Annotated in this window: 28 protein-coding genes and 1 pseudogene; 24 read left to right on the plus strand and 5 right to left on the minus strand. The window is 55.1% G+C overall.

What is annotated here, in order from left to right:
• Nucleotides 1–69: 69 nt before the first annotated feature.
• The 11 genes and pseudogenes from LKD37_RS12795 to LKD37_RS12845 form a co-directional block, all read left to right on the plus strand.
• Nucleotides 70–345: pseudogene (locus tag LKD37_RS12795) on the plus strand (VirB4-like conjugal transfer ATPase, CD1110 family); the annotation flags it as partial.
• On the plus strand, nucleotides 326–1969 hold the full coding sequence (locus tag LKD37_RS12800; RefSeq protein ID WP_302929568.1) for a C40 family peptidase: 1644 nt from the start codon (nucleotides 326–328) through the stop codon (nucleotides 1967–1969). The pseudogene LKD37_RS12795 and the gene LKD37_RS12800, both read left to right, overlap by 20 nt.
• A gap of 15 nt (nucleotides 1970–1984) precedes the next feature.
• On the plus strand, nucleotides 1985–2236 hold the full coding sequence (locus LKD37_RS12805) for a DUF4315 family protein (protein WP_118749573.1): 252 nt from the start codon (nucleotides 1985–1987) through the stop codon (nucleotides 2234–2236).
• Entirely contained in the window at nucleotides 2233–2973 is a 741-nt protein-coding gene (locus tag LKD37_RS12810) for a DUF4366 domain-containing protein (protein WP_302929569.1), read from the plus strand. Before LKD37_RS12805 ends, LKD37_RS12810 begins: the two co-directional genes overlap by 4 nt.
• Nucleotides 2970–3155 carry a hypothetical protein gene (locus tag LKD37_RS12815; RefSeq protein WP_148510415.1) on the plus strand — a complete coding sequence of 62 codons (186 nt, stop codon included), beginning with the start codon at nucleotides 2970–2972 and terminating at the stop codon, nucleotides 3153–3155. Before LKD37_RS12810 ends, LKD37_RS12815 begins: the two co-directional genes overlap by 4 nt.
• Nucleotides 3145–3501: a cysteine-rich VLP domain-containing protein gene (locus LKD37_RS12820; RefSeq protein WP_178850926.1), complete on the plus strand. Its 357-nt coding sequence runs from the start codon at nucleotides 3145–3147 to the stop codon at nucleotides 3499–3501. The genes LKD37_RS12815 and LKD37_RS12820 overlap by 11 nt, the downstream gene beginning before the upstream one ends.
• A 127-nt stretch (nucleotides 3502–3628) precedes the next feature.
• Nucleotides 3629–4207 carry a defense against restriction DarA-related protein gene (locus tag LKD37_RS12825; RefSeq protein ID WP_302929570.1) on the plus strand — a complete coding sequence of 193 codons (579 nt, stop codon included), beginning with the start codon at nucleotides 3629–3631 and terminating at the stop codon, nucleotides 4205–4207.
• 10 nt (nucleotides 4208–4217) lie between these two features.
• A complete protein-coding gene (locus tag LKD37_RS12830; protein WP_155131850.1) occupies nucleotides 4218–4391 on the plus strand; it encodes a DUF4316 domain-containing protein in 174 nt (57 codons plus the stop codon).
• Nucleotides 4388–4735 carry a plasmid mobilization protein gene (locus LKD37_RS12835; RefSeq protein WP_021887816.1) on the plus strand — a complete coding sequence of 116 codons (348 nt, stop codon included), beginning with the start codon at nucleotides 4388–4390 and terminating at the stop codon, nucleotides 4733–4735. The genes LKD37_RS12830 and LKD37_RS12835 overlap by 4 nt, the downstream gene beginning before the upstream one ends.
• 144 nt (nucleotides 4736–4879) lie before the next feature.
• Nucleotides 4880–5173, plus strand: a complete 294-nt coding sequence (locus LKD37_RS12840; RefSeq protein WP_059085530.1) for a CD1845 family protein — start codon at nucleotides 4880–4882, stop codon at nucleotides 5171–5173.
• Between the two features lie 142 nt (nucleotides 5174–5315).
• Nucleotides 5316–6665, plus strand: a complete 1350-nt coding sequence (locus LKD37_RS12845) for a relaxase/mobilization nuclease domain-containing protein (RefSeq protein WP_431833228.1) — start codon at nucleotides 5316–5318, stop codon at nucleotides 6663–6665.
• A gap of 174 nt (nucleotides 6666–6839) precedes the next feature.
• On the opposite strand, the gene LKD37_RS12850 is transcribed toward LKD37_RS12845, so the two are convergent.
• Nucleotides 6840–7199, minus strand: a complete 360-nt coding sequence (locus LKD37_RS12850; RefSeq protein ID WP_302929572.1) for a helix-turn-helix transcriptional regulator — start codon at nucleotides 7197–7199, stop codon at nucleotides 6840–6842.
• Nucleotides 7200–7440: 241 nt separating this feature from the next.
• On the opposite strand from LKD37_RS12850, the gene LKD37_RS12855 reads away from it, so the two are divergent.
• The 3 genes from LKD37_RS12855 to LKD37_RS12865 are packed head-to-tail and all read left to right on the plus strand — an operon-like array spanning nucleotide 7441 to nucleotide 9302.
• Nucleotides 7441–7803 (plus strand): BlaI/MecI/CopY family transcriptional regulator, encoded by a 363-nt coding sequence (locus LKD37_RS12855; RefSeq protein ID WP_302929573.1) that lies wholly within the window; start codon nucleotides 7441–7443, stop codon nucleotides 7801–7803.
• Nucleotides 7804–7805: 2 nt separating this feature from the next.
• Nucleotides 7806–9113, plus strand: coding sequence for a M56 family metallopeptidase (locus tag LKD37_RS12860; RefSeq protein ID WP_302929574.1), 1308 nt, complete (start codon nucleotides 7806–7808; stop codon nucleotides 9111–9113).
• Nucleotides 9114–9128: 15 nt separating this feature from the next.
• Complete coding sequence (locus tag LKD37_RS12865; protein WP_302929575.1) at nucleotides 9129–9302, plus strand: cysteine-rich KTR domain-containing protein; 174 nt, start codon at nucleotides 9129–9131, stop codon at nucleotides 9300–9302.
• A gap of 145 nt (nucleotides 9303–9447) precedes the next feature.
• On the opposite strand, the gene LKD37_RS12870 is transcribed toward LKD37_RS12865, so the two are convergent.
• Nucleotides 9448–9597, minus strand: coding sequence for a hypothetical protein (locus LKD37_RS12870; protein WP_302929576.1), 150 nt, complete (start codon nucleotides 9595–9597; stop codon nucleotides 9448–9450).
• Between the two features lie 216 nt (nucleotides 9598–9813).
• On the opposite strand from LKD37_RS12870, the gene LKD37_RS12875 reads away from it, so the two are divergent.
• The 3 genes from LKD37_RS12875 to LKD37_RS12885 all read left to right on the plus strand — a co-directional run bounded on the left by LKD37_RS12875 (nucleotide 9814) and on the right by LKD37_RS12885 (nucleotide 12644).
• Entirely contained in the window at nucleotides 9814–10233 is a 420-nt protein-coding gene (locus tag LKD37_RS12875; RefSeq protein ID WP_302929577.1) for a sigma factor-like helix-turn-helix DNA-binding protein, read from the plus strand.
• Between the two features lie 631 nt (nucleotides 10234–10864).
• Nucleotides 10865–11053 (plus strand): hypothetical protein, encoded by a 189-nt coding sequence (locus LKD37_RS12880; RefSeq protein ID WP_302929578.1) that lies wholly within the window; start codon nucleotides 10865–10867, stop codon nucleotides 11051–11053.
• 85 nt (nucleotides 11054–11138) lie between these two features.
• Nucleotides 11139–12644, plus strand: coding sequence for a recombinase family protein (locus tag LKD37_RS12885; protein ID WP_302929579.1), 1506 nt, complete (start codon nucleotides 11139–11141; stop codon nucleotides 12642–12644).
• A gap of 437 nt (nucleotides 12645–13081) precedes the next feature.
• Here the strand turns inward: LKD37_RS12885 and LKD37_RS12890 are convergent, their stop codons facing one another.
• The 3 genes from LKD37_RS12890 to LKD37_RS17755 form a co-directional block, all read right to left on the minus strand.
• A complete protein-coding gene (locus LKD37_RS12890) occupies nucleotides 13082–14089 on the minus strand; it encodes an asparaginase (RefSeq protein WP_302929580.1) in 1008 nt (335 codons plus the stop codon).
• 18 nt (nucleotides 14090–14107) lie between these two features.
• Nucleotides 14108–14908, minus strand: coding sequence for a M55 family metallopeptidase (locus LKD37_RS12895; RefSeq protein WP_302929581.1), 801 nt, complete (start codon nucleotides 14906–14908; stop codon nucleotides 14108–14110).
• A 185-nt stretch (nucleotides 14909–15093) separates the two neighbouring features.
• Nucleotides 15094–15753, minus strand: a complete 660-nt coding sequence (locus LKD37_RS17755) for a helix-turn-helix transcriptional regulator (protein ID WP_302929582.1) — start codon at nucleotides 15751–15753, stop codon at nucleotides 15094–15096.
• Nucleotides 15754–16073: 320 nt separating this feature from the next.
• Between LKD37_RS17755 and LKD37_RS12905 the strand changes: the two genes are divergently transcribed.
• The 7 genes from LKD37_RS12905 (at nucleotide 16074) to LKD37_RS12935 (ending at nucleotide 24302) form a co-directional block, all read left to right on the plus strand.
• A complete protein-coding gene (locus LKD37_RS12905; protein ID WP_302929583.1) occupies nucleotides 16074–17501 on the plus strand; it encodes a Na+/H+ antiporter NhaC family protein in 1428 nt (475 codons plus the stop codon).
• The gene (locus LKD37_RS12910; protein ID WP_302929584.1) at nucleotides 17498–18682 is read left to right on the plus strand and encodes a MalY/PatB family protein; all 1185 of its coding nucleotides are present in this window, start codon (nucleotides 17498–17500) and stop codon (nucleotides 18680–18682) included. Before LKD37_RS12905 ends, LKD37_RS12910 begins: the two co-directional genes overlap by 4 nt.
• A 56-nt stretch (nucleotides 18683–18738) precedes the next feature.
• Nucleotides 18739–20328, plus strand: coding sequence for an ABC transporter substrate-binding protein (locus LKD37_RS12915; protein WP_302929585.1), 1590 nt, complete (start codon nucleotides 18739–18741; stop codon nucleotides 20326–20328).
• Between the two features lie 94 nt (nucleotides 20329–20422).
• The gene (locus tag LKD37_RS12920) at nucleotides 20423–21388 is read left to right on the plus strand and encodes an ABC transporter permease subunit (protein WP_302929586.1); all 966 of its coding nucleotides are present in this window, start codon (nucleotides 20423–20425) and stop codon (nucleotides 21386–21388) included.
• A 6-nt stretch (nucleotides 21389–21394) separates the two neighbouring features.
• On the plus strand, nucleotides 21395–22312 hold the full coding sequence (locus tag LKD37_RS12925) for an ABC transporter permease (protein ID WP_302929587.1): 918 nt from the start codon (nucleotides 21395–21397) through the stop codon (nucleotides 22310–22312).
• A gap of 12 nt (nucleotides 22313–22324) precedes the next feature.
• On the plus strand, nucleotides 22325–23314 hold the full coding sequence (locus tag LKD37_RS12930; RefSeq protein ID WP_302929588.1) for an ABC transporter ATP-binding protein: 990 nt from the start codon (nucleotides 22325–22327) through the stop codon (nucleotides 23312–23314).
• Entirely contained in the window at nucleotides 23307–24302 is a 996-nt protein-coding gene (locus tag LKD37_RS12935; RefSeq protein WP_302929589.1) for an ABC transporter ATP-binding protein, read from the plus strand. Before LKD37_RS12930 ends, LKD37_RS12935 begins: the two co-directional genes overlap by 8 nt.
• The last annotated feature ends 66 nt before the right edge of the window (nucleotides 24303–24368 follow it).

Raw genomic sequence — 24368 nt, forward strand, 5'->3', positions numbered from 1 at the left:
GTCCGGTTCCGAGGGAGGGTGTAGGAAACCTACCGCCAACGGCGGCAAGGCGCCTTTACCCTACCCTACGACCTGCTGGCCAGCCGGGAGATCGAGAACATTTTGGACAACACGGATTTTATGATCCTGCTGTCGCAGGCGCAGAGTGACCGCGCCATTCTTGCCAAGCAGATCGGTATTTCGGAGCATCAGCTATCGTATATCACACAGTCCAACTCCGGCGAGGGCCTGCTGTTCTATGGCAGTGTCACTATCCCGTTTGTTGACCGTTTCCCCCGCGGCGAGATCTACGACCTGCTGACCACCAAGCCGGAGGACGCCGCCAATGGAAAACAGACAGAATAAGCCGCCCAAGGGCGAGGCCGCTTCTGGTCACGGTGGCCAGAAGTTCCATACCGACAGCGAACAGGCCAAGCTCCACAAGTCCAAGCTCCGCATGGAGAGCCGGGAGGAACGGCTGAACAAGGCCCGTGAAAGGCTGGCAAAGCAGAAGCCGCCGAAAAAGCCCGGCCCCATCAAGCGGATCGCCCGGATCGCCGGACATGAAACCCATGCTTTTCTGCATGGAAAGGTGTATCAGGAGGAGCGCGACAATGTAGGTGTGGAGGGCGGTCATTTTGTGGAGCGTTCCGGCGAGGCCGCGCTGCACTATGGGCGGTACAAGGTACGCAGGGCCATCCGGGAGCACCCGGCCAAGGCTGCCGCCCGTGCGGAGTCCCGGTACATCAAGGCCACGGCGGACTACCATTCCCGCAAGTTTGCACGGGAGCAGCCGGAGGCGCAGAGCGCCGCCGCCCGGTTATGGCACCGCCACAAGCTGAAACGGGAGTATCAGCGCAAGGCGCGGGAAACCGCCAAGCAGACCGCCAAGGCCGCCGAACAAACCGCGTCAGCCACAGAGCGGTTTGTCCGGGAAGCGGCGGCGTTCGTCAAGCGGCATCCCGTGGGGACGCTGCTTGCGCTGGGCTGCCTGCTGGTGGTGCTGACCCTGCAATCGTGTATGTCCTCGATGGTTTCCGTGGGAAACAGCACCCTTGCGGCCATCGCCGCCAGCACCTATAAGGCGGAGGACGCGGATATGCTGGGAGCCGAGGCCGCCTACTGCGCTTTGGAGGACGAGCTGCAACGCTACCTCGACACCTACACCCGCACCCACGATTACGACGAATACCATTTTGACCTCGACACCATTGAACACGATCCCTATGTGCTGATCTCCATGATCTCCGCACTCCATGAGGGCGCGTGGACATTGGAAGAGGTGCGCGGGACGCTGCAAGACCTCTTTGACTACCAGTACATTTTGACCGAGGATGTGGTGGTGGAGGTGCGCTACCGCACCGTTACCCGGACGGACAGAGAGGGCAACGACTATGAGATGGAGGTGCCGTACAACTATTACATCTGCTATGTCACGCTGGAAAACTTCAATCTCTCCCACGTCCCGGTTTACATGATGTCCGAGGAGCAGCTTTCCATGTACGCCCTGTATATGTCCACGCTGGGAAACCGGCCCGATCTGTTCCCCTCGTCCGGCTATATCGGGAAATACATCACCAACCGCCCGCCGGAGCATGAAGTCCCAGAGTCCTATCTGGACGATGAAACCTTTGCCGCCATTCTGAAAGAAGCGGAAAAGTATCTCGGTTTCCCCTATGTGTGGGGCGGCAGCAGCCCGTCCACGTCCTTTGACTGCTCCGGCTTCGTCAGCTATGTCTACAATCAGTGCGGCTGGAGCTTCGGGCGGCTGGGGGCGCAGGGCCTTTATAACATCTGCTCCCGGACGAGCAGCCCCCGCCCCGGTGATCTGGTGTTCTTTGTCGGCACCTATGACACAGCGGGTATTTCTCATGTGGGCATCTATGTGGGCAACGGCTGGATGCTCCATTGTGGCGACCCTATCAGCTATGCCAACCTGAACAGCAGCTATTGGCAGTCCCATCTTTACGCCTACGGGCGACTACCGTAAAGGAGGTTTTTTGATATGGCAATTACGAAAAGCGCAAAGATCGAGGCCGAGATTGAAAAGGTCAAGGCCAAAATTGCCGAGCAGCAGGCGCGGCTTAAAGAATTGGAGCAGAAGAAGCTGGAGGCCGAAAACAGCGAGATCGTGGAGATCGTGCGCGGCATGAGTATCTCCCTTGCCGATCTGCCGCTGGTGCTCCAGCAGCTCCGGGGTGGAGCTTCTGGTCACGGTGGCCAGAAGCCGACAGAACAGGCGGAGGTGACGGAATGAAAAAACTGCGGCTTTTGATGATGACGCTCTGTGTGACCGTCCTCATGGGCAGTATGGCGGTCACGGCCTATGCCGGAGGCGGCGAGGAATGGGACGGGCTTGACCCTATGGAGCCGCTGCTCGCCGAAACCGTTGACCCCGGCGAGGGCTTCACTGAGGACGGCAACCTTGTGACCCGTGACCTGCTCTACGATAAGGCCACCAACAAGCAGTTCATCACGGTGCAGACCAGCGGCGGCAACACCTTTTACATCGTCATTGACTATGACAAGCCCACCGATGAGGACGGCGAGCAGTATCAGACCCACTTTTTGAACATGGTGGACGAGGCCGACCTGCTGGCGGCGGTGCAGGCGGCGGGCGGTGAGCTGCCGGAGTGTTCCTGCACCGATAAATGCGCCGTTGGTGCTATCAACGCGGATTGTGCCGTCTGCGCCGTGAACATGAGCGAGTGCCAGGGCAAGGCCCCGGAGCCTGCGCCTGTGGTAGAGCCGGAGCCTGACCCCGAGCCGGAGCAGCCCAAGGCCACGGGCAACGGCGGTATGCTTCTGCTGGCGCTGGCCGTGGTGGCCGTTGGCGGCGGCGCTGGCTGGTACTTCAAAATCTACCGTCCCAAGAAACAGCGGGCCGCTGAGTCCGAGGCGGACTACGGCAGCGAGTATGACGGCGCAGAGGATTATGACGAAACCGATCCCGAGGATGACGGGCCGCCGTGGGACGAGGACGGTGAAGAATGAGGTTTACCGACAGCCCCTATGAGGACTTTATGAAAGAAAAGAGCTACTTCAAGGGCGTCCCGCCCAACCTGCCGCCCAAAGGCTCCCGCTGCGACGGTTGCCTCTACTGGCATGGGATCGGCTGCGTGTTCTGCTACCGGGAGCAGCTTCGGTCAAAGACAGGGGGCAAAAATGAGCCGTGAATTGACCCGGCAGGAAAAGGCGGCGATTCGCTCCCTTGTGAAGCGGTGGTGTGCCAACTATGACAAAGACATTGGCTGTCTGCCGCTGGATTGCGAGTGCTATATGCTGGGGAAATGCTGGACGGGCGCTTATTGCCGCTATTTCCGTTCGGCGGTGCTGCCCCTTGATCCCGTATTGGAAAGGTCGCTGACCGTGGAGACCGTGGCGGAAACCCGGCCCTGCCCGGTGTGCGGCAGGGCTTTCCTCCCGGACGGGCGGCAGCGGTATTGCTCACCGGCCTGCGCCGGGGCTGCAAGGCGGCAGAAGCAGCGCGGCTATATGCGGAAATACCGGGGTAGGCCGTGAGCATTTGACCCCGGAAAACACCCTTAATTGTAGGGCTTTCCGGGGCCGCTTCATGGGCGGGGCGTATGATTTCATAGCCCCGCCCGGTTTTGCAGAGATATTGCTAACATTTTGGAAAGGAGGTCGTATGGACAAAAACCAAGGCTATGAGATCATTCAGGCCGTCATGCTGGAAAATGGCAGGGGCTTTGCGCTGGGGCATAACCCAGCAGCTCCCTCGCCCTATGTCACATGGGCTTGCTATGACGACAAGGACGGCCAGCGGCAGTATGAATGGGGGCATTACGGCAGCGACCGTGCCGCTCTGGAACAGGACTTTGCGGCGCGGGTGCAGGAATACCAGCGCCTTTACAACGTCGATGTCAGGCAGGTCGAGGCTCCCGGCCTTTACAAGTATTACTCTACCCAGCGCCCTGTGGACATTGGGACATTCCCCAAGCCGCCCCGTAACACCCCGGATGAGATCGTCAACTACGATCAGCGCGTCCCGGTTGAAAATGGATCGTTTCTGGCGTGGGGGCATTTGACCTACACGCGGCCATTGACAAAACGGCAGGCGTCTGACTATGAGCTGCGGCCTGCGCCCGACAATCCTGACAGACCCCGTTCGATCCGGGAGCAGATGAAAACCGCCGCAAAACAGGCCGAGGCTGACCGTGGGCAATCCGCCCCAAAGAAAAATGCCCCTGACCGGGGCGACAGATAGGAGGACATTTATGGAGCAGGAACGCAATCCCAACAAGAACGCCGAGCTTTCGATGGAGCAGAATTATAATCAGATCGATGGCATCATCAACAATCTGCCTGCGCCACCCTCGGAGGAGAAGCCGCTGGATAAGGTGCGGGAACACCCGCCCAAGCGCCGCAGCCGGGAGCGTGAGGAGCGTTGACAAAGAAGCGCGTCCGCAGCGTCCCCATCTATGTGTGGGTACGGCCTGACGAGCTGGAGGTCATTCGGGAGCGCATGGCCGAGGCGGGCATCCGCAACATGAGCGCCTATATCCGAAAAATGGCGCTGGGCGGCTATGTGCTCCACGTTGACCTTGAACCCGTCAAGGAGCTTGTGTCGCTCCAGCGGCGCTGTGCAAACAATCTCAATCAGGCGGCCATCCATGCCAACAGCTATGGCGGCCTGTACCCGGACGAGCTGAAGCGTCTGCAAAAGGACTATGCCGATCTGTGGGGGCCGCTGTCTGATCTGCTGGCCCAGCTCTCCGCCATTGTAACGATGTGACACAGGGGGAACGGCCTCGCGCCGTTCCCCGGCTGTCCGCACCTCTGGTCATCGTGACCAGAAGTGCGGAGGGCCGGGACATCCTTGAGCGCCGATTTTTTCAGAGTTATAATAGACATATACAGGAAAAAGGAGGAACCCCCTATGCGGATCATATTCAAAATCCTTGCCGCTCCCTTTGTGCTGGTGCTGACCCTGCTTGTGGCCGTGCTCTCGTTCCTGCTGAGTCTTTCCGCTGGTTTGCTCTCCATCCTCGCGTCGGTGCTGGGGCTGCTGAGTGTCCTGATGCTGTTTGTGGAGAAAGACATTTCCACGGGGATCGCGGGGCTGCTGATGGCGTTTGCCATTTCACCCTTTGGCCTGCCTGCGCTGGCCGGATGGCTGCTTGCCAAGCTGGACGAGCTGAACGGCTCCCTGCGGGGCTTCATCACGGGCTGAGTTCTGGTCACGGTGGCCAGAAGATGCAGAAAACGGCGGCTGATCCCAGCCGCCGTTTGTCGTATGGAAAGGAGGACTGCCTATGGCCACAACCTACCTCAAATCCCACAAGCGGGCCGAAAAGCGGACGGCCCTGCAAAGTCTGAAAGACCGCTTTGACTATGGCCTGAACCCGGAGAAGCTGGGGGCCGTTTCTTCCTACCTCTGCGATCCGGCCACGGCACACGCCGAGTTCATGCTGGTCAAAAATCAGTATCAGGGCGAAACTGACCGCAGAGCCGGACACGGGGCGCTGTGCTACCAGATCCGGCAGGCGTTCCCGCCCGGGGAAGTTACGGCAGAAGAAGCAAACCGTATTGGTTATGAAACGGCGATGCGCTGGACAAAGGGCAAGTATCAATTCTTTGTCTGTACCCATATAGACAAAGAGCACATTCATAATCACATTTACTACAATTCCACCGCCTATGACCGCTCCCGGAAGTTCCGCAACTTCATAGGCTCCTCGTTCGCCCTGCGGCGGCTGTCTGACCGGGTATGTCTGGAGCACGATCTGTCCGTGATTGCAAATCCCAAGCTCCACAGCAAAGGACGGTATCTGCACTACGGTCAATGGCTGGGAGAAAATCAAAAGCTCTCACAGAAAGAGCAGATCCGCTTTGCCATTGACGCAGCCCTGACGGAACGCCCCGTGGACTTCGCAGATTTTCTCCGGCGCATGGAAACGGCAGGCATACAGGTCAAACACGGGCGCGGCGGCGTGATCTCATTCCTTGTGCCAGGACAACAGCGGGCGGCCCGTTTCCGGGCATCCACGCTGGGGGACGGCTATGGCCCCGAGGACGTGCAGGCCGTCATTGACGGCAAGGCTCCCACACGAACGGCCCCGGTGCGGAGAGCGCCCACGCCCCGCCGTGTCAATCTGCTGATCGACATTCAGGAGCGGATGCGTCAGGGCAAAGGCCCCGCCTATGAACGCTGGGCCAAGGTGTATAACCTTAAACAGATGGCGGCTGCGCTGCAATATCTGAAAGAGCACCAGCTCTTTGAATATGACGATCTGGCCGCAAAGACCGACGCCGCCACAGAGCTTTTTCACACACTGGCCGGGGACATTCAGCAGACCGAGGTCGAGCTTTCCCGTGTGTCCGATCTGATGGCCGCCGTGGTGCAGTACGCCAAGACCCGCCCCGCGTTCGATGGGTACAAGGCCGCCAAGTACAGCCGGAAATATCTTGCCGAGCATGAGGCGGTGCTGGCCGACTACCGGGCGGCCAAGGCGACAATGGCCGAGCTGCTGGGCGGCGAGAAGCTCCCCAAAATGGACGTACTAAAAGAAAAACGCCGCCAACTGGCAGCGCGGAAAAAGGCTCTTTATTTGGAATACCACAAGGCCCAGCAGGATATGCGGGAGCTGGTGGCGGTTAAGGGCAGCGTGGATCACTTGCGCGGGCTGACGGACAACCAGCGCAATAAGGAGCAGGCCCGTTAGGGACGGCGACGCAGACAATGTTTCTTCTGGTCACGGTGGCCAGAAGTCCAGCGGGTTTGGGGGCACCCCAACAAGCATTTCCGCAACGTGGAAATTGCAAGTGTCAATACACTTGCCTTGCTTGCCGTTAGTGCGTTATCCCAAAATGGCGCAAAAAACGGAGGCTGCGCTTTCTTACGCTTCCTCCGTTTCTTTGGCGTCTTTGATTGCCCGGATTATAGTTTCTACCAACCGCAAGTCCTTTTCGTCCATAGAACTGAGCATCACATCAATGCGGCTTTTGCACCCGCTGGCGGCTCCCTTGTCTGGATAAAAGAACTGATCCACCGATATATCAAACATTGTCACCATCTGATAAAAGGTATTCAAGCTCGGATGCTGACCGTCGTTTTCGTTATACATGACGGTGCGGGGATCACGGTCAATGATACAGGCCAGTTGCTCCTGTGTCATCCCCTTGGCTTCACGAGCCCGCTTGATGGCAAGCCCTATATCATGGAAATCAAATTTGCGTTCATCTCGTTCAAATTGCACAGACATCACCCAATGTAATTTTACATTTCATGTATTAGTATTTGAACGATTTATAATTTCATTTTTGCTCATATTTTATTTCGTGTTTATAAAAAGGATATTTTACTCTGTGATTGTTTTCTCCCGTCTGCTGCTGTACCTTAATTTATAAACTTTCTGTGGACGGTCTTGACAAATAGGTCTACAAGAGTTAGACTATAAGTGAAAGTCTAATGTATGTAGACCTACAAGGAGGCTGTAAATGAAGAATTATAGACTTGGAGATATGGAACTGGAGTTTGCTAACTTGATTTGGGAGCATGAGCCAATTCTTTCTGGGGAGTTGGTGCAGCTTTGTGAACAGAAATTTTCATGGAAGAAATCTACAACATATACGATGCTGAAACGCCTTTGCAACAAGGGGATTTTCCAGAACAATTCGGGTAGCGTTACATCTGTTCTCACAAAACAGGAATGGATTACAAAACAAAGCGAGGGATTTGTAGAAGATAATTTCAACGGATCGCTGCCGCAGTTCTTGGTTGCATTTACCCGCCGAAAGAAGCTCTCAAAACAGGAAATTACTGAGATACAGAAAATCATCAAGCAGAACGCAGAGGAATGACTATGAGCGATAAAATATTTTTCGATGTTGTAAACATGAGCATTACCGGAAGCTTTGCCATTTTGATAATTGTATTGGTGCGATTGCTGTTGAGAAAGGCTCCCAAAGTTTTCTCTTATACATTGTGGTTCGTAGCTTTCTTTCGCCTACTTGTACCCTTTTCTTTTGAAAGTGTTTTAAGCATATTACCGTTTAATACTATGCCTTTGTCCACCGATATGCTTTATATTGAAACGCCATGTGTGGAAACGGGTATAAAAGTAATAGATAATGTAATCAATCCGGTCGTAGCGACTGAGATTTTTGGCTCTTCTATAAATGTATATCAAGCCTTTACCTTTTGTGGGAAGATAATATGGTATATTGGTGTTTTCATATTTTTGCTACATACCATACGCTCGTATTTCAAACTCAAAGAGAAATTACAGAATGCCGTCCTTTTACGGGACAATATTTACATCACTCAAACAATCAGCACACCTTTTGCTATTGGATTACGAAATCCTAAAATATACTTGCCGAGCAATTTAGCCAGTACGCAGGAATATGTGATCGCTCACGAACAGGCCCATCTCTCCCGCCATGATAATCTCGCAAAAGTGATAGGGTATGTAATCCTTGTTTTACATTGGTTTAATCCGCTTGTATGGATCGCATTTAAGCTGTTTGTTACTGATATGGAAATGTCCTGCGATGAAAGAGTTATCAGAAAGGCAAAGACGGATATCCGTAAAGAATACAGCCAGTCACTTTTGGATCTTTCAATCGAAAAAAGTACACTTGGCGTACCGATGGCATTTGCTGAGGGAAGCCCGAAAGAAAGGATAATAAATATTATGAAATCAAACACAAAGAAAATAATTGGCTTTGCCGGGTTAGGAGCAGTAATCTTGATTGCAGTTATTGCGGTTTGCCTTATCCCCAACCGCCCTCAGTATTCAACGGTAAAGGAAACCATTACCAACATTCCCGCAATAGCAACTCCGTCTGCAACATATTCTGAAATAAAGATTGCTGATGGAAGCAAAACCATTACAGACAAAGCGGAACTCGATCAACTGTTGACATTTATAGAAGGGATTGAGGTAAACAAGAAAGAAGTCCAGAAAGGTTCTTGGGATGATAGTGAAGACACTAACAAGATCACATTTTACCGTTTGGACAATTCTATGGATTCCATAATCAGTTTTACCGCCGACTATTCTAAAATTTGGATAGAAACAAATGCGACTTCATCCTTCACATATAGTGTTAAAGACCCGGTTGAAGTTCATAATGCACTTGCTGCGTTTCTTAACACAGAAAATTGAGAAGTGGATTAGCTCATGCAAGAAGTACAATTTATCCGCTGTCCAGTTTGTGGGAATAAAACAAGGGTGCAGATTAGGTATAACACGGAATTAAAAAATATTCCTCTGTTCTGTCCAAAATGTAGACAAGTATCGCTAATAAATGTAACAAAATTCAATATGACAGTTATCAAAGAGCCAGACGCATAGACGCAGAGCCGATAACACGCAGATTTATTTCCTGCTGTTATCGGCTCTTTGCTCTTGCTCCTGCAAAATAAGCGTTCCCAACACAAAACCGTTGCACTACAACGATCTTGCGCTTGAGATGTCGCGGCGGTTGAAATAGTTCATTTCAGCCGCCGTTTTCCTTTTGAAAAATTGGATCAACGGGGGGTGTGGTAAAGTCGCCCTTTTTAAGGATACGGCGGTGTCCGAGGAGGTATCGCCGTGTCCATTTTACTTTTCCATAGCGTTCATGATCTGCACCAGCTAAAAAAAGCATAGCCCCTCCATCGGAGCAGTTCGTCTCTGAATATGAAATTAAACATCATGTAACAAGATATTTATTTGCTTGCGCCCGCATAGCGTCATGCTGTGCGGGCGTTTTTATATGCCCCTGCTTCTGGTCACGGTGGCCAGAGGCTCTAAGGTGCCGGGGGCCGCCTGTTCTCCATTTCAATCCGCACTCACCAACCACCTTTTGAAATGGAGGACAATTATGACGACTATCAACCTGAAACGGTATTACCCCTATATGACTGAAAATGTGATGCTGGAAGTTTCGGACGAGATCGCCGCCGCCCTCTCTATGGGAGGTCGCCTGTGCGACAGCTACAAGCGGCAGAAGCGCAGAAATGGCGAGTGCTCGCTGGACACCGATCCCGGCTTTGAGGCCGACGTGCTCCGCCAGCCCATGACCCCGGACGAGTACATTGAGGCGAGGGAAACCACCTTTGCCCTCTATGATGCGATGGCCCAGCTCCCGCCCACGCAGGCCCGGCGTGTGTACCAGCACTATCTTCTCGGCATGAGCAAGGCCGAGATCGCGGCAGCCGAGGGCGTTGGACGGAGCCGCATCTGCTGCTCCGTTGAGCGTGGGCTGGCCGCTATGAAAAATATTTTGAAAAAATCTCTGTAAGAGGGAGTACGTTTGCCCCCGAAACCTCCTGATAGGTGAGAGGAGTTTTCTTCCTCGCCTTGAAAACTGAATAGACAGTATTCCCGATACGAAATCCGCGTGATAGCGACGTAAGGTGCGCCGCCACGACAGCCAGCTCAGGAGGTGATGGACAAGCTGGCCGAGCGATCAACGCAGCCTTTGACCCGGTGCTGGCAAACCGGGCGCGAGGACAGCGCGGAGGATAATGAAACTTGCTCACGCCCTCCCACAGACTTGAGGGGGAGTTCCTGCGGTATGCGCCAGCCCTCCACGGGCAGCGGTGCTGTGGGGCTATGCAGCCGAAGCCATCGGCGGTCTGGAATACTCCCCGTGCCGGGGATGCGTGGCAAATACGGCACACAACAATCATACAGGGAGCCGCCAAACCGGGCCTTTCTGTCTTATGACAGCCCAAACCATTCCGGCGCGGCGGCTCCCTCTTTTGTGGATTGAAACGGAAAACAACTGTCCCGCTGCTTCTGGTCATCGTGGCCAGAGGTGGGGCAAGGTCAAAGGACGGCGCTTTTGTGCCGTCCTTTCACGTTTCCCCACGGACAACGGGAAACCATCAAATCTATTCACATCGCTGATTTTTATAGGAGGTTTTCAGATGACGGAGACAAGAGTCGGCTATCACAAGGAAGTCAAAACCGCGTCTTTCCAGGGCAAATCCATCACCGTGGAAAACCTGACCCCGATGCTCTCTCCCCGAGCACGGGACAAGCGCAAGCGTGAGATTGAAAGCTGTCTGTATGAGGTCTTTGTGAAGTATGCGCCGGGACGGGCGCAGATGCACTAATGCGGGACATCCTTGAGATGCGGGGCTGCCAGAGGTATAATATAGGTGTAAGGTTTGGTAGCTCCTACACGGAAAGGAGCACCAAATGATTATTCGTGAAGATGCCATTTATGGCAGACAGTCCGTTGACCGCAAGGACAGTATCAGCATTGAAAGCCAGATCGAGTTCTGCAAGTATGAATTGAGAGGAGGCAATTTCCGCAAGTACACCGACAAGGGCTATTCCGGCAAGAATACCGACCGGCCTAAGTTTCAAGAAATGATGGCCGATATTCGCCGGGGCCTGATCAAGCGCGTGGTGGTCTATAAGCTGGATCGTATCAGCCGTTCCATTCTGGCCTTCGCAACCATGATGGAAACTTTTCAGGAATACAATGTTGAGTTCGTATCTTCCACGGAGAAGTTTGACACGTCCACCCCGATGGGGCGGGCCATGCTGAATATCTGCATCGTGTTCGCCCAGCTTGAACGTGAAACCATCCAGAAGCGCGTGACCGATGCCTACTATTCCCGCTGCCAGCACGGTTTTCACATGAGCGGCGCGGCCCCCTACGGTTTCCAACTGGAGCTGACCACCATTGAGGGCATCCGCACAAAAATGATGAAGCCTGACCCGGAAACGGCAGATATTGCAAAGCTGATGTTTGAAATGTACTCCCAGCCCGGAACCTCTTTCGGGGACATCGCCCGCTACTTTGCCGACGAGGGCATCCTGATCTATGGCAAGGAAATGAAACGGGGCTTTATCTCCCAGCTTTTGAGAAACCCCATTTACGCACAGGCTGACCTCGATATGTACGAGTTCTTCAAAAGCCAGGGTGCGGTGGTAGTCAATGAAGCCACAGATTTTGCCGGGACAAACGGCTACTATCTCTATCAGGGCCGGGATGTGCAGGAAAGAAAAAACAAGCACCTGAAAGATCAGATACTTGTTCTGGCTCCCAGTGAGGGGCTTGTATCGTCTGATACATGGCTGCGTTGCCGGAAGAAGCTCATGGCAAACAAGACATTCCAAGGCGGGCGCAAGGCAAAGAACACATGGCTTGCCGGAAAGGTCAAGTGTGGCCGCTGCGGGTATGCGCTTATGAGCGTCGGCAATCCTACAGGCGTTCAGTATCTCCGCTGCTCTAAGCGGGCCGACAGTAAAAGCTGTGACGGCTGCGGGACACTCCGTACACGGGAATTTGAAAGGTTCCTGTACGGTGAAATGGTCAAGAAGCTGTCCGAGTTCCAGACGCTGACGGCAAAGCGGGAAAAAGTCAATCCCAAATTGACCGCGCTGAACATGGAGCTTGCCCGCGTGGAGGACGAGATTGAAAAGCTGCTGAATACTCTGACCGGGGCCAATGCGGTGCTGCTGTCCTATGCCAACAGCAAAATCGAGGAGCTGGACACACACCGCCAAGCCCTGACAAAAGAGATTGCGGCGCTGTCGGCGGAAACCATGTCCCCGGAGCAGATCGAGCGGTTGTCGGTCTACCTCAACCAATGGGAAGAAATTGACTTTGAGGACAGGCGGCAGGTTGCCGACGGCCTGATCTCACAGATCCGCGCAACCGACGAACACGTTTCGATTGAGTGGAAAATTTGACTTTTACTTATCCATCGCACACGACAAAGGGCTGTGTGCCCTTGTCAAGCGATGTAATCATCTTAGCATAGAGCAGTTCTGTAATATTTCAATGATCTTTCTGAGCAGCCTTCTACTTGCTTAGCCGATAAAAATAGCTTTAAAAGTTCGTCATTGGATTGTTGTGAATCGTCTCTATTTTCAGCAAACATAGGAATACCAAGAAGATAAAAGTTATCTTCAACTTCATTGAGGAAATACATATTCCAAGTATGACCGCGAAGCTGTGCGCCTTCGCAAGAGCATACCATTCGACCTATGCCCGGAAATCGGGAAAACGCTTTATCCGGAGTGCCATGCCGGCATAAACAAAACCACCTGCCAAGCGGGTGGCTTTGTTTATGTTGCTTTCTGGCAAGAGGACAGATGCGCTCTGTTTTTGCGTGCAGTCCTTGCCGTTAGCAGAACGGCTCCAGTTGAAAGGCCAGCTCCGTGCGGCCCACAACGGCGTGATGGTTGTTGTAAAGGTTTTTGTCGTGATAGCGGGGCAGAGAACAGGCTTCCTCCGGCGTGATGACGCCGAGCTGGGTGAGAACCGAGAGGATGGCATACGGGACGATGGAGGAGGCGCCGTCCTCCATTTTGAGGGCAATGCCGATCCCCTTATCTTTGATGCCCACGGCATAGAATGCGCTGGCACCCGATTTGCAGAAGATGCGGTCGCCGAAGGCGGCCATCAGCTGCGTGCAGACGCGATCGGTCCCTGCCACCATTTCCGGATGTGCTGTCATGGCGGACGTGATGCGCCGGATGACAGTGGCCCGGGTGGGGGCGAAAAGCGTGGGGAGAGACATACGGGCGTAGCCCTGTGCCAGCCGGTAAAGGGGCAGCGCGTGGACCGGAACGCCGCAGCCGTCCACGGCCAACTGGACTTCGGAGGTCTCTACGCCGCACATTTCAGCGAACACCGAGAGGATACGCTGCTGAACAGGGTGCTCCAATGCAGTATAGTTCTCCAAAGACTCCCCGAAATGGCGGGCGGTAATGAGCATACCGGCGTGCTTTCCGGAGCAGTCGCAGTAGATGGGCGCCCGGGGAATACCGGCAATCTTCAAGGCGTCCTCGGCAGGGACATACATGGGGTATTCTGCCCCGCAGCATAGCTGATCGGGGGAGAGCCCTGCCTTGTGCAGAATGCTCTCCACGGCCTTTACATGAAAGGGCTCCCCGTTATGGGAGGAGCAGATGACGGCCAGCTCCTGCGGGGTAATGCCATAATGCTCCAGCGCACCGCTCTCTGCCACGGGAATTGCCTGAAGGGGCTTGGCGGAGGAGCGGGCAAACGTAAGACGATCCGGATCACCGAGCTTCCAAAGTATCCGGCCTGTGTGATCCGTTACCGCGATATGTCCCCGATGGATCTGATCCACCAGCTCACCGCGGTATTGATAGGCAATAACAGCCATAGCATATACCTCCGTTTCTTAGATCACAAAGTAGAAAAAGCGCAGCACATCACCGTAATCATCGGCATCAAAGGCCACGGTGGTGGGAGAGATGAGGCTGGCGCCGGGATAGTGGGAGCATCCATAGGCGTCATAATGATGTACATAGGTGATCTCCACGTGGAAGTGATCGGGAAGCGCCGGAGGTGTGGCTGTTTTTGCCGCCGCCACAGCCTTGGCCATCATGCCTTCGATCTCTTCGCGGACAAGCTCCGGGGTCTTTGTCAGAACGCCGTAGCCGTGGCCGGATTTGGTCGGTACGGTCAGCAGGCCGGGTACGGTGCGCGCCGCAGCCGCGCACATCCCCTCGTCGCCGCTGGCGAATAGGGTGGGAACGCCCCGGTAAGCGGCGGCATGGGCGTACATCTCGAATTCTCCCCACAGCGCGCCATTGACCGTAAGGCGGAAAATGCGGGAGCTTACCATCGTGTGGGACGTGGGATTTCCGGGGGCAGAGGCGGCATCGTGAAAGCCGACCATCAGCACACCGTCATAGCTCTCGTCAAAAATACCGGTAAGGCCCACAATATCGTGGGTGATCCCCCGAAGGAGACGGGCGTCTCTGGGGAGCAGGGCGCAGTCGATGTTGCAGCCATCTCCGTGCATATCCTCTATGACGACCTCATCGGCTCCGCCGGAGAAAAGGCCGCGGGCCGCGGCGGCGGCCTCTAACGCCATTTCCCGCGCCATAGGCGCATAGCAGGCGTTAGCCGAACGAGCCTCGTCCCAGCAGGCCAAAGACGCCACACCTTCAATGTCACAAAGAATGTAAAATTTCATGCTTGAGCCCTCCTTTATCAGAAGCGTAATCATAATAAATGCAGAGACATGGGGATCGGGAAGTATTGGGCAAAATGTCTGGGATCCGCCAATAGCTGCTGTTAAATTGGATGTGCCTGGCTGGTCGCTTTACACGTCGAGACGTCAGAGCGTCCCGCTTGCGGGTAAAGCACCGCGGCGGAAGGTCATACCGTTTCGCTGCGGATACGCCGCAGGTAGCGGTAGACCGTGGGTTCGGAGATGTGCAGCTCCCTGGCGACCTGCCCGACGGAGCCCTTGGTCTGGAATACCCCCTGCGCTTCCAGAGAGCGGAGTATCTCCAGCTTGTCGGCGGTATGCATGGCATTGGAGGGAATACCATAGCCGAGGATGGTGGAGTGGATCAGATTGCTGGACAACTCCGGGATGGAATCGTCCAGGTCTTCGGTATAGGCGGAGCTCTCCTCCTCTTGCGGAAGAGAAAAGGAATGGAGCAGGTTGGAGAGATGCTCCGAGAGCACCAAAATATCCTCCACATCGTGGTTCACGCAAATCAGTCCCACCAACTGGCTCTTTTCCTTAATGAAATAGGTGGAAGAGACAAAACGCTTGCCTCCCCGGGTACGGCCCTCATAGTTGGCCACATAGTCGTGCTCCTTATAGGCTCCGGTTCGCAGCAGTTCCTTGGCCAACTCCGTCATGGGGTCACCCACGCGGCGGCCGCTGAGATGCTCGTTGCAGGCGGCAATCACCGAGCGCTCCGGCGTGGAAACGTCGTGGAGGATGATCTCATAATTCTTCCCGCAGATCTCCCCCATGAATTTCACCAAGGGAATGTATCGCTCAAGACTGGCGTAGTTGCTCACTGTATCCCTACTTTCTCAACAATAATCCTTGCCTGATAAAAAACTGTTACATGGCGCTGCTGAAAATCAGTATATCAAAGATAAATGGATAAATCAACACCTAATATGCTGGAAAGCGGCGGGGATATAACTTTTTTTTTGCAGGGCGAGGCGAAAAGAGCCTTCAAGACAGCGATTTAGACAAAAATTTATCAGACTTCTTGGCACTTATGCGGGATTGACAAGGGCGGTGTGATAAATTATAATCAGGAATGTAACAAAGTTATCAGAAGGGAGGCTAAAGGTCACCCCCGCATTCTATTTTTAAGGAGGTATTTGTATTGGAAGCTGCAAACTACGGTATCTTGTCATTGATTCCCCTTGCGCTTACCCTGCTGCTGGCATTTTGGAAGAAGGACGCGGTCTTTGCCCTGTTCATGGGCTGTCTCTCCGGCGTTTTGCTGCTGGGGCATGACCCCGCCTTCGGCTTCTCCGCTCTGGCGAAGGAGGCTCTGGGCAACGAGGACTTCATCTGGATCCTGCTGATCCAGGTATTCATCGGCATTATGATCGCGTTCTTCATGAAGGCGGGCGTGGTCAAGGCGTTCGCGGAGATGATCGCCGGAAAGGTGAAATCCCCCCGCAGCGTGAAGCTGGCCACCTGGTTCATCGGTCTGTTCACCATCGACGACTACATGAGCCCTCTGCTGCGCGGCGTGGTCATGCGTCCCCTGACGGATGAGATGCGCGTGCCCAGAGAGAAGCTGGCCTTCATCCTCGACTCCACCTGCGCCTCCGTGTGCACCCTGATGCCCTTTATGGCATGGGGCGCCTACGTGGCCGGTCTGGTGGCGGATCTGGGCGGCCCTGTGACCTCCAATGAGCAGGGCGTAAGCGTCTACATCAGCGCCATCCCCTTTAACTTCTACGCGATTCTGATGGTGCTCATCACGCTGCTCTCCGCACTGGAGATCTTCCCCGACTTCGGGCCTATGCGCAAGGCGGAGCAGCGCGCCCGCACCACCGGCAAGCTGCTGCGTGACGGCGCCGTCCCCATGATGGGCACCGAGCTGGAGGAGCTGCAGAAGGGCAACGACAGCGATGTGAAGCCCAACGTCATGCTGGACTTCCTGGTCCCCATCATGATCCTGGTAGCCACCGCCATCTGGACGTACATCGCCAAGGGCGGCGTGAAGATCCTGGAGTGCTTCATCATCACCGTGATCTACATGGCCATCGAGCTGAGCATCCGTAAGGTGTTCAAGAGCGTGACCGATCTGGTGAACACCGCCGTGCAGGGCATGAAGAGTGTCATGTCCGCCACGCTGATCCTGGCCCTGGCCTACTGCATCAACACCATCACCAAGTCCATGGGCGCAGCCGACTTCCTGCTGGGTGTCTGCGAGAGCTGGATGACCCCCGCCCTGTTCCTGTCTGTGGCCTTCGTCGCGGGCGCCGTGATCTCTTTCTTCACTGGCTCCTCCTGGGGCACCTTCGCCATCTGCATTCCCATCGCTGTTCCCATGGCTTACTCCTTCACCGGCGGTCAGCTGGGTACGCTGGTCTACGCCGCTGTGGGCGCCGTTGTCAGCGGCGGTCTGTTCGGCGACCATTGCTCCCCCGTTTCCGACACCACGGTGCTCTCCTCTCTGGGCGCCGCCTGCGACCACATTGACCACGTCCGCACCCAGCTCCCCTATGCGCTGCTGGCGGCGGCAGTGTCCATGATTCTGTGGGTCGTCGTTGCAATGGTTGGTGGCGCTGCATGAGATACGATTTTGATACCCCCATCAATCGCAGAAATACCTTCTCCTTTAAGTGGGACTGCGATATGGATTATTTCGGCCGGGACGATGTGATCCCCATGTGGGTGGCGGACATGGATTTTGCCTGCGCCCCCTGCATCGTAGAGGCCGTACAGAAGCGCGCCGCCCACCCGGTTTACGGCTACGGCGTGCGCCAGCAGCCCTATTATGACGCGGTGATGGGCTGGCTGAAAAAGCGCCACGGCTTTGAGGTCAACTATGAGCATCTGGCCTTTGCACCTCCCGGCGTGATCTACGCCATGAACGTGGTGCTGCGCATCCTCACCAAGCCCGGCGACAGGGTCATGGTACCCATGCCCAACTACGACCCGCTGTTTGACATGGTCACCCGGGGCGGCCGGAAGCTGGTAGAGACGCCGCTGGTCTGGAAGGATGGACGCTACACCTTCGACTTCGCCGACATGGAGGCCAAGGCTGCCTCCGGCGTGAAGGTACTGGTGCTCTCCAGCCCCCACAACCCCACCGGCCGGGTATGGACCCGTCAGGAGTTGGAGGGCGTGGCGGAGATCTGTCTGCGGCACAACATCTTCATGCTGGTGGACGAGATCCACTGCGACTTCGTGCCGCCGGAGCATCCTCACACCACCTTTGGCCTGCTGGGCGAGGAGGTACTGCGCCATTCCATGGTCTGCTACTCCTCCAACAAGGGCTTCAATCTGGGCGGATTGGGTATGGCCACTCTCGTGCTGGCAGACGACGACCTGCGGTGCAAGTTCAACGAGGAGATGTCCATTGCCCAGACACGGCTGGACAACATCTTCGGCATGGCAGCCCTCATAGCCGCCTACAACGACGGCGAGGAGTGGCTGGATCAGGCCATCGCCTACGTCTCCGACAACAAGGCGTATCTGGAGCAGTTCCTGCGGGAGCGCATTCCCCAGATCCGCATGATCCCCTCCGAGGGCACCTATCTGGTCTGGCTGGACTGCTCCCAGCTGCCCTACCGGGGCATGGCCCTGGAGCACTTCATGATCAACGAGGCCAAGGTGGCGTTCTGCGCCGGCTATGAGTTCGGCGAGCAGGGAGAGGCCTTCCTGCGCATGAACGTGGCCTGCCCCAGGTGTACCCTGACAAAGGCTCTGGAGCAGATGGAAAAGGCGATCAACGGTCTGTCGCTTCAGTGATACCTGTAAACGACGCACCTTGTGAGATAAGAAATTTTTTTAAAGGAGAAACAGCTATGAAAAAGAGAACCATCGCAATGTTCCTGTCCGTAGCTCTGTGTCTCTCGGTGGCCTTGACCGGCTGTGGGGCAGACAAATCGCAGCAGAGCAACCCCTCTGATGACGGCAAAAAGAGCCTGACCATCGCGGTGCTGAATGATGTTGTCTCGCTGGACCCCGCGGTAAAGGACAGCGGCATCGAGATGCAGATGGCGTCTCACCTGTACGACGCTCTGGTTGACTATAATGCAGATCTGAGCAGGAAGCCCGGTCTGGCAGAGAGCTGGACTGTTCTGGATGACGGCGTGACGTGGGAGTTCAAGCTCCGCCATGGCGTGAAGTTCTCCAACGGAAACGACTTCAATGCCGATGACGTGGTCTTCAGCTTTGAGCGCATCCTCAACGATCCTACTCTGGAGATGGGCGTGTACCTCATGCGTCTTCAGGAGGTCAAGAAGGTGGATGATTACACCGTGCAGCTGGTGACCAAGATCCCCTATCCCGTGTTTGACGGCAGCCTGGTCCATATCATGATGCTTGACAAGGAGACCTGTGAGGGACTTACCAGCGAGGAGATCGCCGCGAACCCCGTGGGTACCGGCCGGTATCGTCTGGTGGAGCATGTAAAGGAATCCTATATCAAGCTGGTCCGCAACGACGAGTATTGGGGCGAGCTGCCTGATGCAGAGACCGTGGAGTTCCGCGTGATCGCCAATGCAGCTACCCGCACCACCGCTCTCATCAACGGAGAGGTGGACTTTATCTCCAACATCCCTGTGATGGACGTGAACCGCCTGGAGAACGACCCCAACGTCCAGGTCATTACCAATCCCAGCCTGTCCTGCAACTACATGGGCTTTGATCAGCTCAATGAGCATGGCTCTGCCGGCACCGACGATCCCAACCCGCTCCTCAACGTGAAGGTTCGTCAGGCCATTTACCACGCCATTGACATTCAGACGATCATCGATACCGTCATGAACGGCTACGCCACCGTGGCCAACTCCTATATGCCCAGCATCTGTGTGGGATATAATGCCGACGCAGAGCGTCCCGCCTACGATCCCGAGCTTGCCAAGCAGCTTTTGGCGGAGGCTGGCTATCCCGATGGCTTCTATCTCCGCATCGATGCCCGCAACGACAGTGACGTGAACGCCGATCAGGTGTCTCAGGCCATTGCAAGCTATCTGGAGAAGGTGGGCATCAAGGCCGAGGTGAACCTGCTGCCTCGCGCCTCCTTCTATGAGAAGACAAGCGCAGAGAACCTCCAGTCCTCCTTCTTCATGGCGGGCTGGGGCGACAGCTCCGGCGAGGGCATGGTCATCTTCAACGATATGCTCTATACCTACGACGGCAAGCCCGGCATGGGCGAAGGCAACCGGGGCCATTACAGCAATGCCGAGGTGGATGCGCTGCTGGATCAGGCATCTGTTGAGCCCGATCAGGCCAAGCGTGCAGCGCTGGTGGAGCAGGTGGATCAGATCGCCCGGGACGAGGCCGCCTACATCCCCCTGTTCTTCAAGCACAATATCTTCGGCGTGCGCGCCGGCATTCAGTACACCCCCAGTTGCGATGACCATATTCTGGCTTGGGACTTCACCTTCTAAGCGTACATAAGAACAGTCAATGGGAGGAGGCAGAAGGGGATCTTCCCTTCTGCCTCCCGCCAAAAGGGTGTAAGCCCGTAAATGAGGTGTTACCGTGTTCAAGTATTTCCTGAAGCGGCTGGCGCAAATGCTAGTTACACTTTTCATTGTGTCCGTTCTGGTATTTGTTCTGGCCAACTTTATTGGCGATCCCGTCAATATGCTGGTCTCGCCCAAGGCTCCGCCTGAGGTTCGCGAGCAGGTTCGAGAAGAACTGGGGCTCAACAGACCGATCCTGGAGCAATATGTATCGTTTGTTACCAATGCGTTCAAGGGGGATTTCGGCAAGTCCTATATCTATAAGGTGGACGTGCTCTCTCTGATTGCCCAGCGGGTACCTGCTACGCTGGAGCTGGTTTTTGTATCAGTCGTGCTGGCGCTGGTTATCTCTATCCCGCTGGGCGTATATGCGGGCGCTTTTCCCAAACGAAAATCCAGCACATTGGTGATGGGAGGCTCCATTCTGGGCATTTCCCTGCCATCCTTCTTCATTGGCATCATGCTGATCTACATCTTCTCTCTGAAGCTGCACTGGTTCCCTTCCTCGGGACGGGGCGCGACCGCGCCGTTTCTGGGGATGAATTTCAGCCTGTTTGCGCCCGGTGGACTTAAGTACATCATCCTGCCGGCCTTTACGCTGTCTGTGACCAACATCGCGTCTCTGGTGCGCCTTACCCGCGCCGGTGTGATGGAGAATATGCGGCAGGATTATATCAAATTTGCCCGAGCCAAAGGTGTGTCTACCCGGAAGGTCCTCTTTGGACACGCCCTGAAAAATGCCTTGATCCCGGTTATTACGGTGTTCGGTATGGAAATCGGTTCCCTTATCGCCTTTACGACGGTGACGGAGACCATCTTCTCCTGGCCGGGACTCGGCAAGCTTCTCATCGACTCCATTAACTCGGTGGATCGGCCGGTCATTGTGGCCTATCTGATCCTGACTACGGTGTTGTTTGTGTTTATCAATTTTGTGGTCGACCTTCTGTATACAGTCATCGACCCGAGAATCCAATTCAGGTGATGCGCTATGGATGAAATGAAAAAAAGGGGCGCGGCCCCCAACAAGAGCTTGTTCCGGCGCATTGCTGAGTCTGAGTTCTTTCATAATTACAAGCGCAGTCCGTCCGCTATCGTCGGTACGGTGATCGTGGTACTGGTACTGTTCATTGCCCTTTTCGGGCCGTTGTTTGCTCCGCAGAACCCCTATGATGTAGCCTCTCTTTCCCTCACAGATTCCTACAAACCGCCTGCATGGGAGGCGGGAGGTGACGCCCGGTTTATTTTCGGTACCGACAGTCAGGGACGGGATATTTTCAGCTCTCTTATTTACGGAAGCCGTATCTCCCTCTTTATCGGCGTTGTAGGTACGCTGCTGGCCTGCGCCGTAGGTATCACGCTGGGACTGATTTCGGGCTATTTTGGCGGGAGAATAGACGCTGTCATCATGCGTTTGGCAGATATCCTGCTCTCTTTTCCCGATATCCTCGTGGCCCTCTTCATCATGACCATGTTTGGACGGGGTGTAAGCAAGCTGCTGGTCGTATTTACGATCATCGGATGTGTCACATACGTCCGTACCGTCCGCGCCGAGGTGCTGACGGTGAAGCAGATGGAATATGTAGATGCGGCCAGAGTCATCGGTATCCCCAATATCCTGATCATCGCCAAGCATGTGCTGCCCAACGTAATGACAACCGTCATCGTTATTTCCACGATGAAGGTGGGCGGCCTTATTCTGGCGGAAGCCACGCTGAGCTTTCTGGGCGCAGGCGTTCCGGTCACGGAACCCTCTCTGGGCATGCTGGTCAAGAACGGCTTCGACGTGCTGTTCAGCGGATACTGGTGGATCGCGGTGATGCCGGGTCTCTACATCATGCTGATCGTGTTTGGAATCAATCTTTTGGGAGATTTCCTGCGCGATGAGTTCAATCCTAAGCTGAAGTAAGGGGGGAGCGAGATGAGCGAAACACTGCTGCAGGTGGAAAACCTGCGAACCTATTTCCACACTTTCCGCGGTGTAGTCAAGGCGGTGGACGGCATTAGCTTTTCCCTGGATGAGGGACAGGTGCTGGGCATCGTGGGCGAGTCGGGCAGCGGCAAATCCGTTAGCAGCTTTTCCATTCTGAAATTGATCGAGCCGCCCGGTGTGGTGGAATCGGAGAAAATTCTTTTCCAAGGCGAGGACATCAGCAAAAAGAGCGAACGGGAAATGATGAAAATCAGAGGCAAGGCGATCTCCATGGTGTTCCAGGATCCGATGACCTCCCTAAATCCGCTCTATACCATTGAGAAACAGATTACCGAGATGCTGGACCTCCACCAGAAGCAGATGACCAAGCAGGAAAAGCATGCGCGCTGTGTGGAATTGCTGCATATGGTGGGTATCCCCAATCCTGAGGATCGGCTGAAATCCTACCCCCATCAGTTTTCTGGCGGTATGCGGCAGCGGGTCATCATTGCGATCGCTCTGGCTGCCAATCCGAAGCTCATCATCGCCGATGAGCCTACCACCGCCCTGGATGTGACCATACAGGCGCAGATCCTCAAGCTCATGGATAAGTTGGTGAAGGAGCAGGGCGCTTCTCTCATTCTGATCACCCATGACTTGGCGGTGGTTTCCCAGATGGCGGATCGTATCATCGTGATGTACTGCGGCAAAATCGTGGAAAGCGGCTCCCGGGATGACGTGATCCACCGTCCCAGCCATCCGTATACTGAGGGACTTCTTAATTCCATCCCCAGAATGGGAGAGGAGCAAAAACGCCTGGAGTCCATTCCGGGTATGGTCCCCAGTATGCTGGATCTGCCCCAAGGATGTTACTTCGCTCCCAGATGCAAATACTGCCAGGATATTTGCCGTACCGTGACGCCTGAAAACCATGAGGTGAGTCCGGGGCATTGTGCGGCTTGCCACTTTCCGCTGACAGGAGGCGAGAGCCATGAGTAAGATTCTTCAGGTGGAGAATTTGGTGCAGGAGTTCAATCTAACCAAGGATTTTCTGGATAAGGTAAAATTCAAAAACGGCCATTTTTCACTGGAAAATCGGGTGGTCCATGCGGTCAACAATGTCAGCTTTGATGTGGAGCAGGGCGAGGTGTTCAGCCTGGTGGGAGAGTCCGGATGCGGAAAGTCTACCACGGCCCGCACCATCATCAAGCTGATCGAGCCAAAGTCCGGCAAGATCATATTCGACGGACGCGACATCACCCGGCTCAAGCCGCAGGAGATGCGCCCCATCCGTCGGGAGATGCAGATGATCTTTCAGGATCCCTATGCCTCCCTGAATCCCCGGCAGAAGATCATGGAGATCCTCACAGATCCGATGCTGTTCCACAAGCTGTGCAGCAGCAAGGCGGAGGCGCAGGAGAAGGCGATCCATCTGTTGGAGCGTGTTGGACTCAGCTCTGAGCAAGCCAACCGGTATCCGCATCAGTTTTCCGGTGGTCAGCGTCAGCGCATCGGCATAGCCCGGGCGTTGGCGGTCGAGCCTAAATTTATCATAGCGGATGAGCCGGTATCTGCTTTGGATGTGTCCATTCAGGCTCAGATCCTGAACATTCTTATGGATCTGAAGGATGAATTTCATTTCTCCTATCTGTTCATCGCACACGATCTGAGCGTGGTCAAGCACATCAGCGACAGTTTGGGTGTCATGTATCTGGGAACTATTGTGGAACGGGCCCCGAAGCGGCTGCTGTTCTCCAACCCGGTACACCCCTATACCAAGGCGCTTTTTTCCTCTGCACCGACGATTGATGAGGGCAGTATTGCCGAATCTCAGGAGTTGCGTGGAGAGATTCCCAGCCCGATCCATCTGCCCTCCGGCTGTCCCTTCCATGACCGCTGTCCTATGGCTTGCCCGGACTGCGCACGGGAGGTCCCGGAACTCAAAGAGGTAGAGCCCGGACACTTCGCAGCCTGTCATCTGCTGTAAAAAAGGGGATTTAGCGCGGGTGGATCACCTCGCACATCCCTGCGGGGGCGGCTATGCCGCCCCCGC

Origin of the sequence: Brotocaccenecus cirricatena (assembly GCF_020687045.1) — a bacterium.
Classification (GTDB): Bacteria; Bacillota; Clostridia; order Oscillospirales; family Oscillospiraceae; genus Vescimonas; species Vescimonas cirricatena.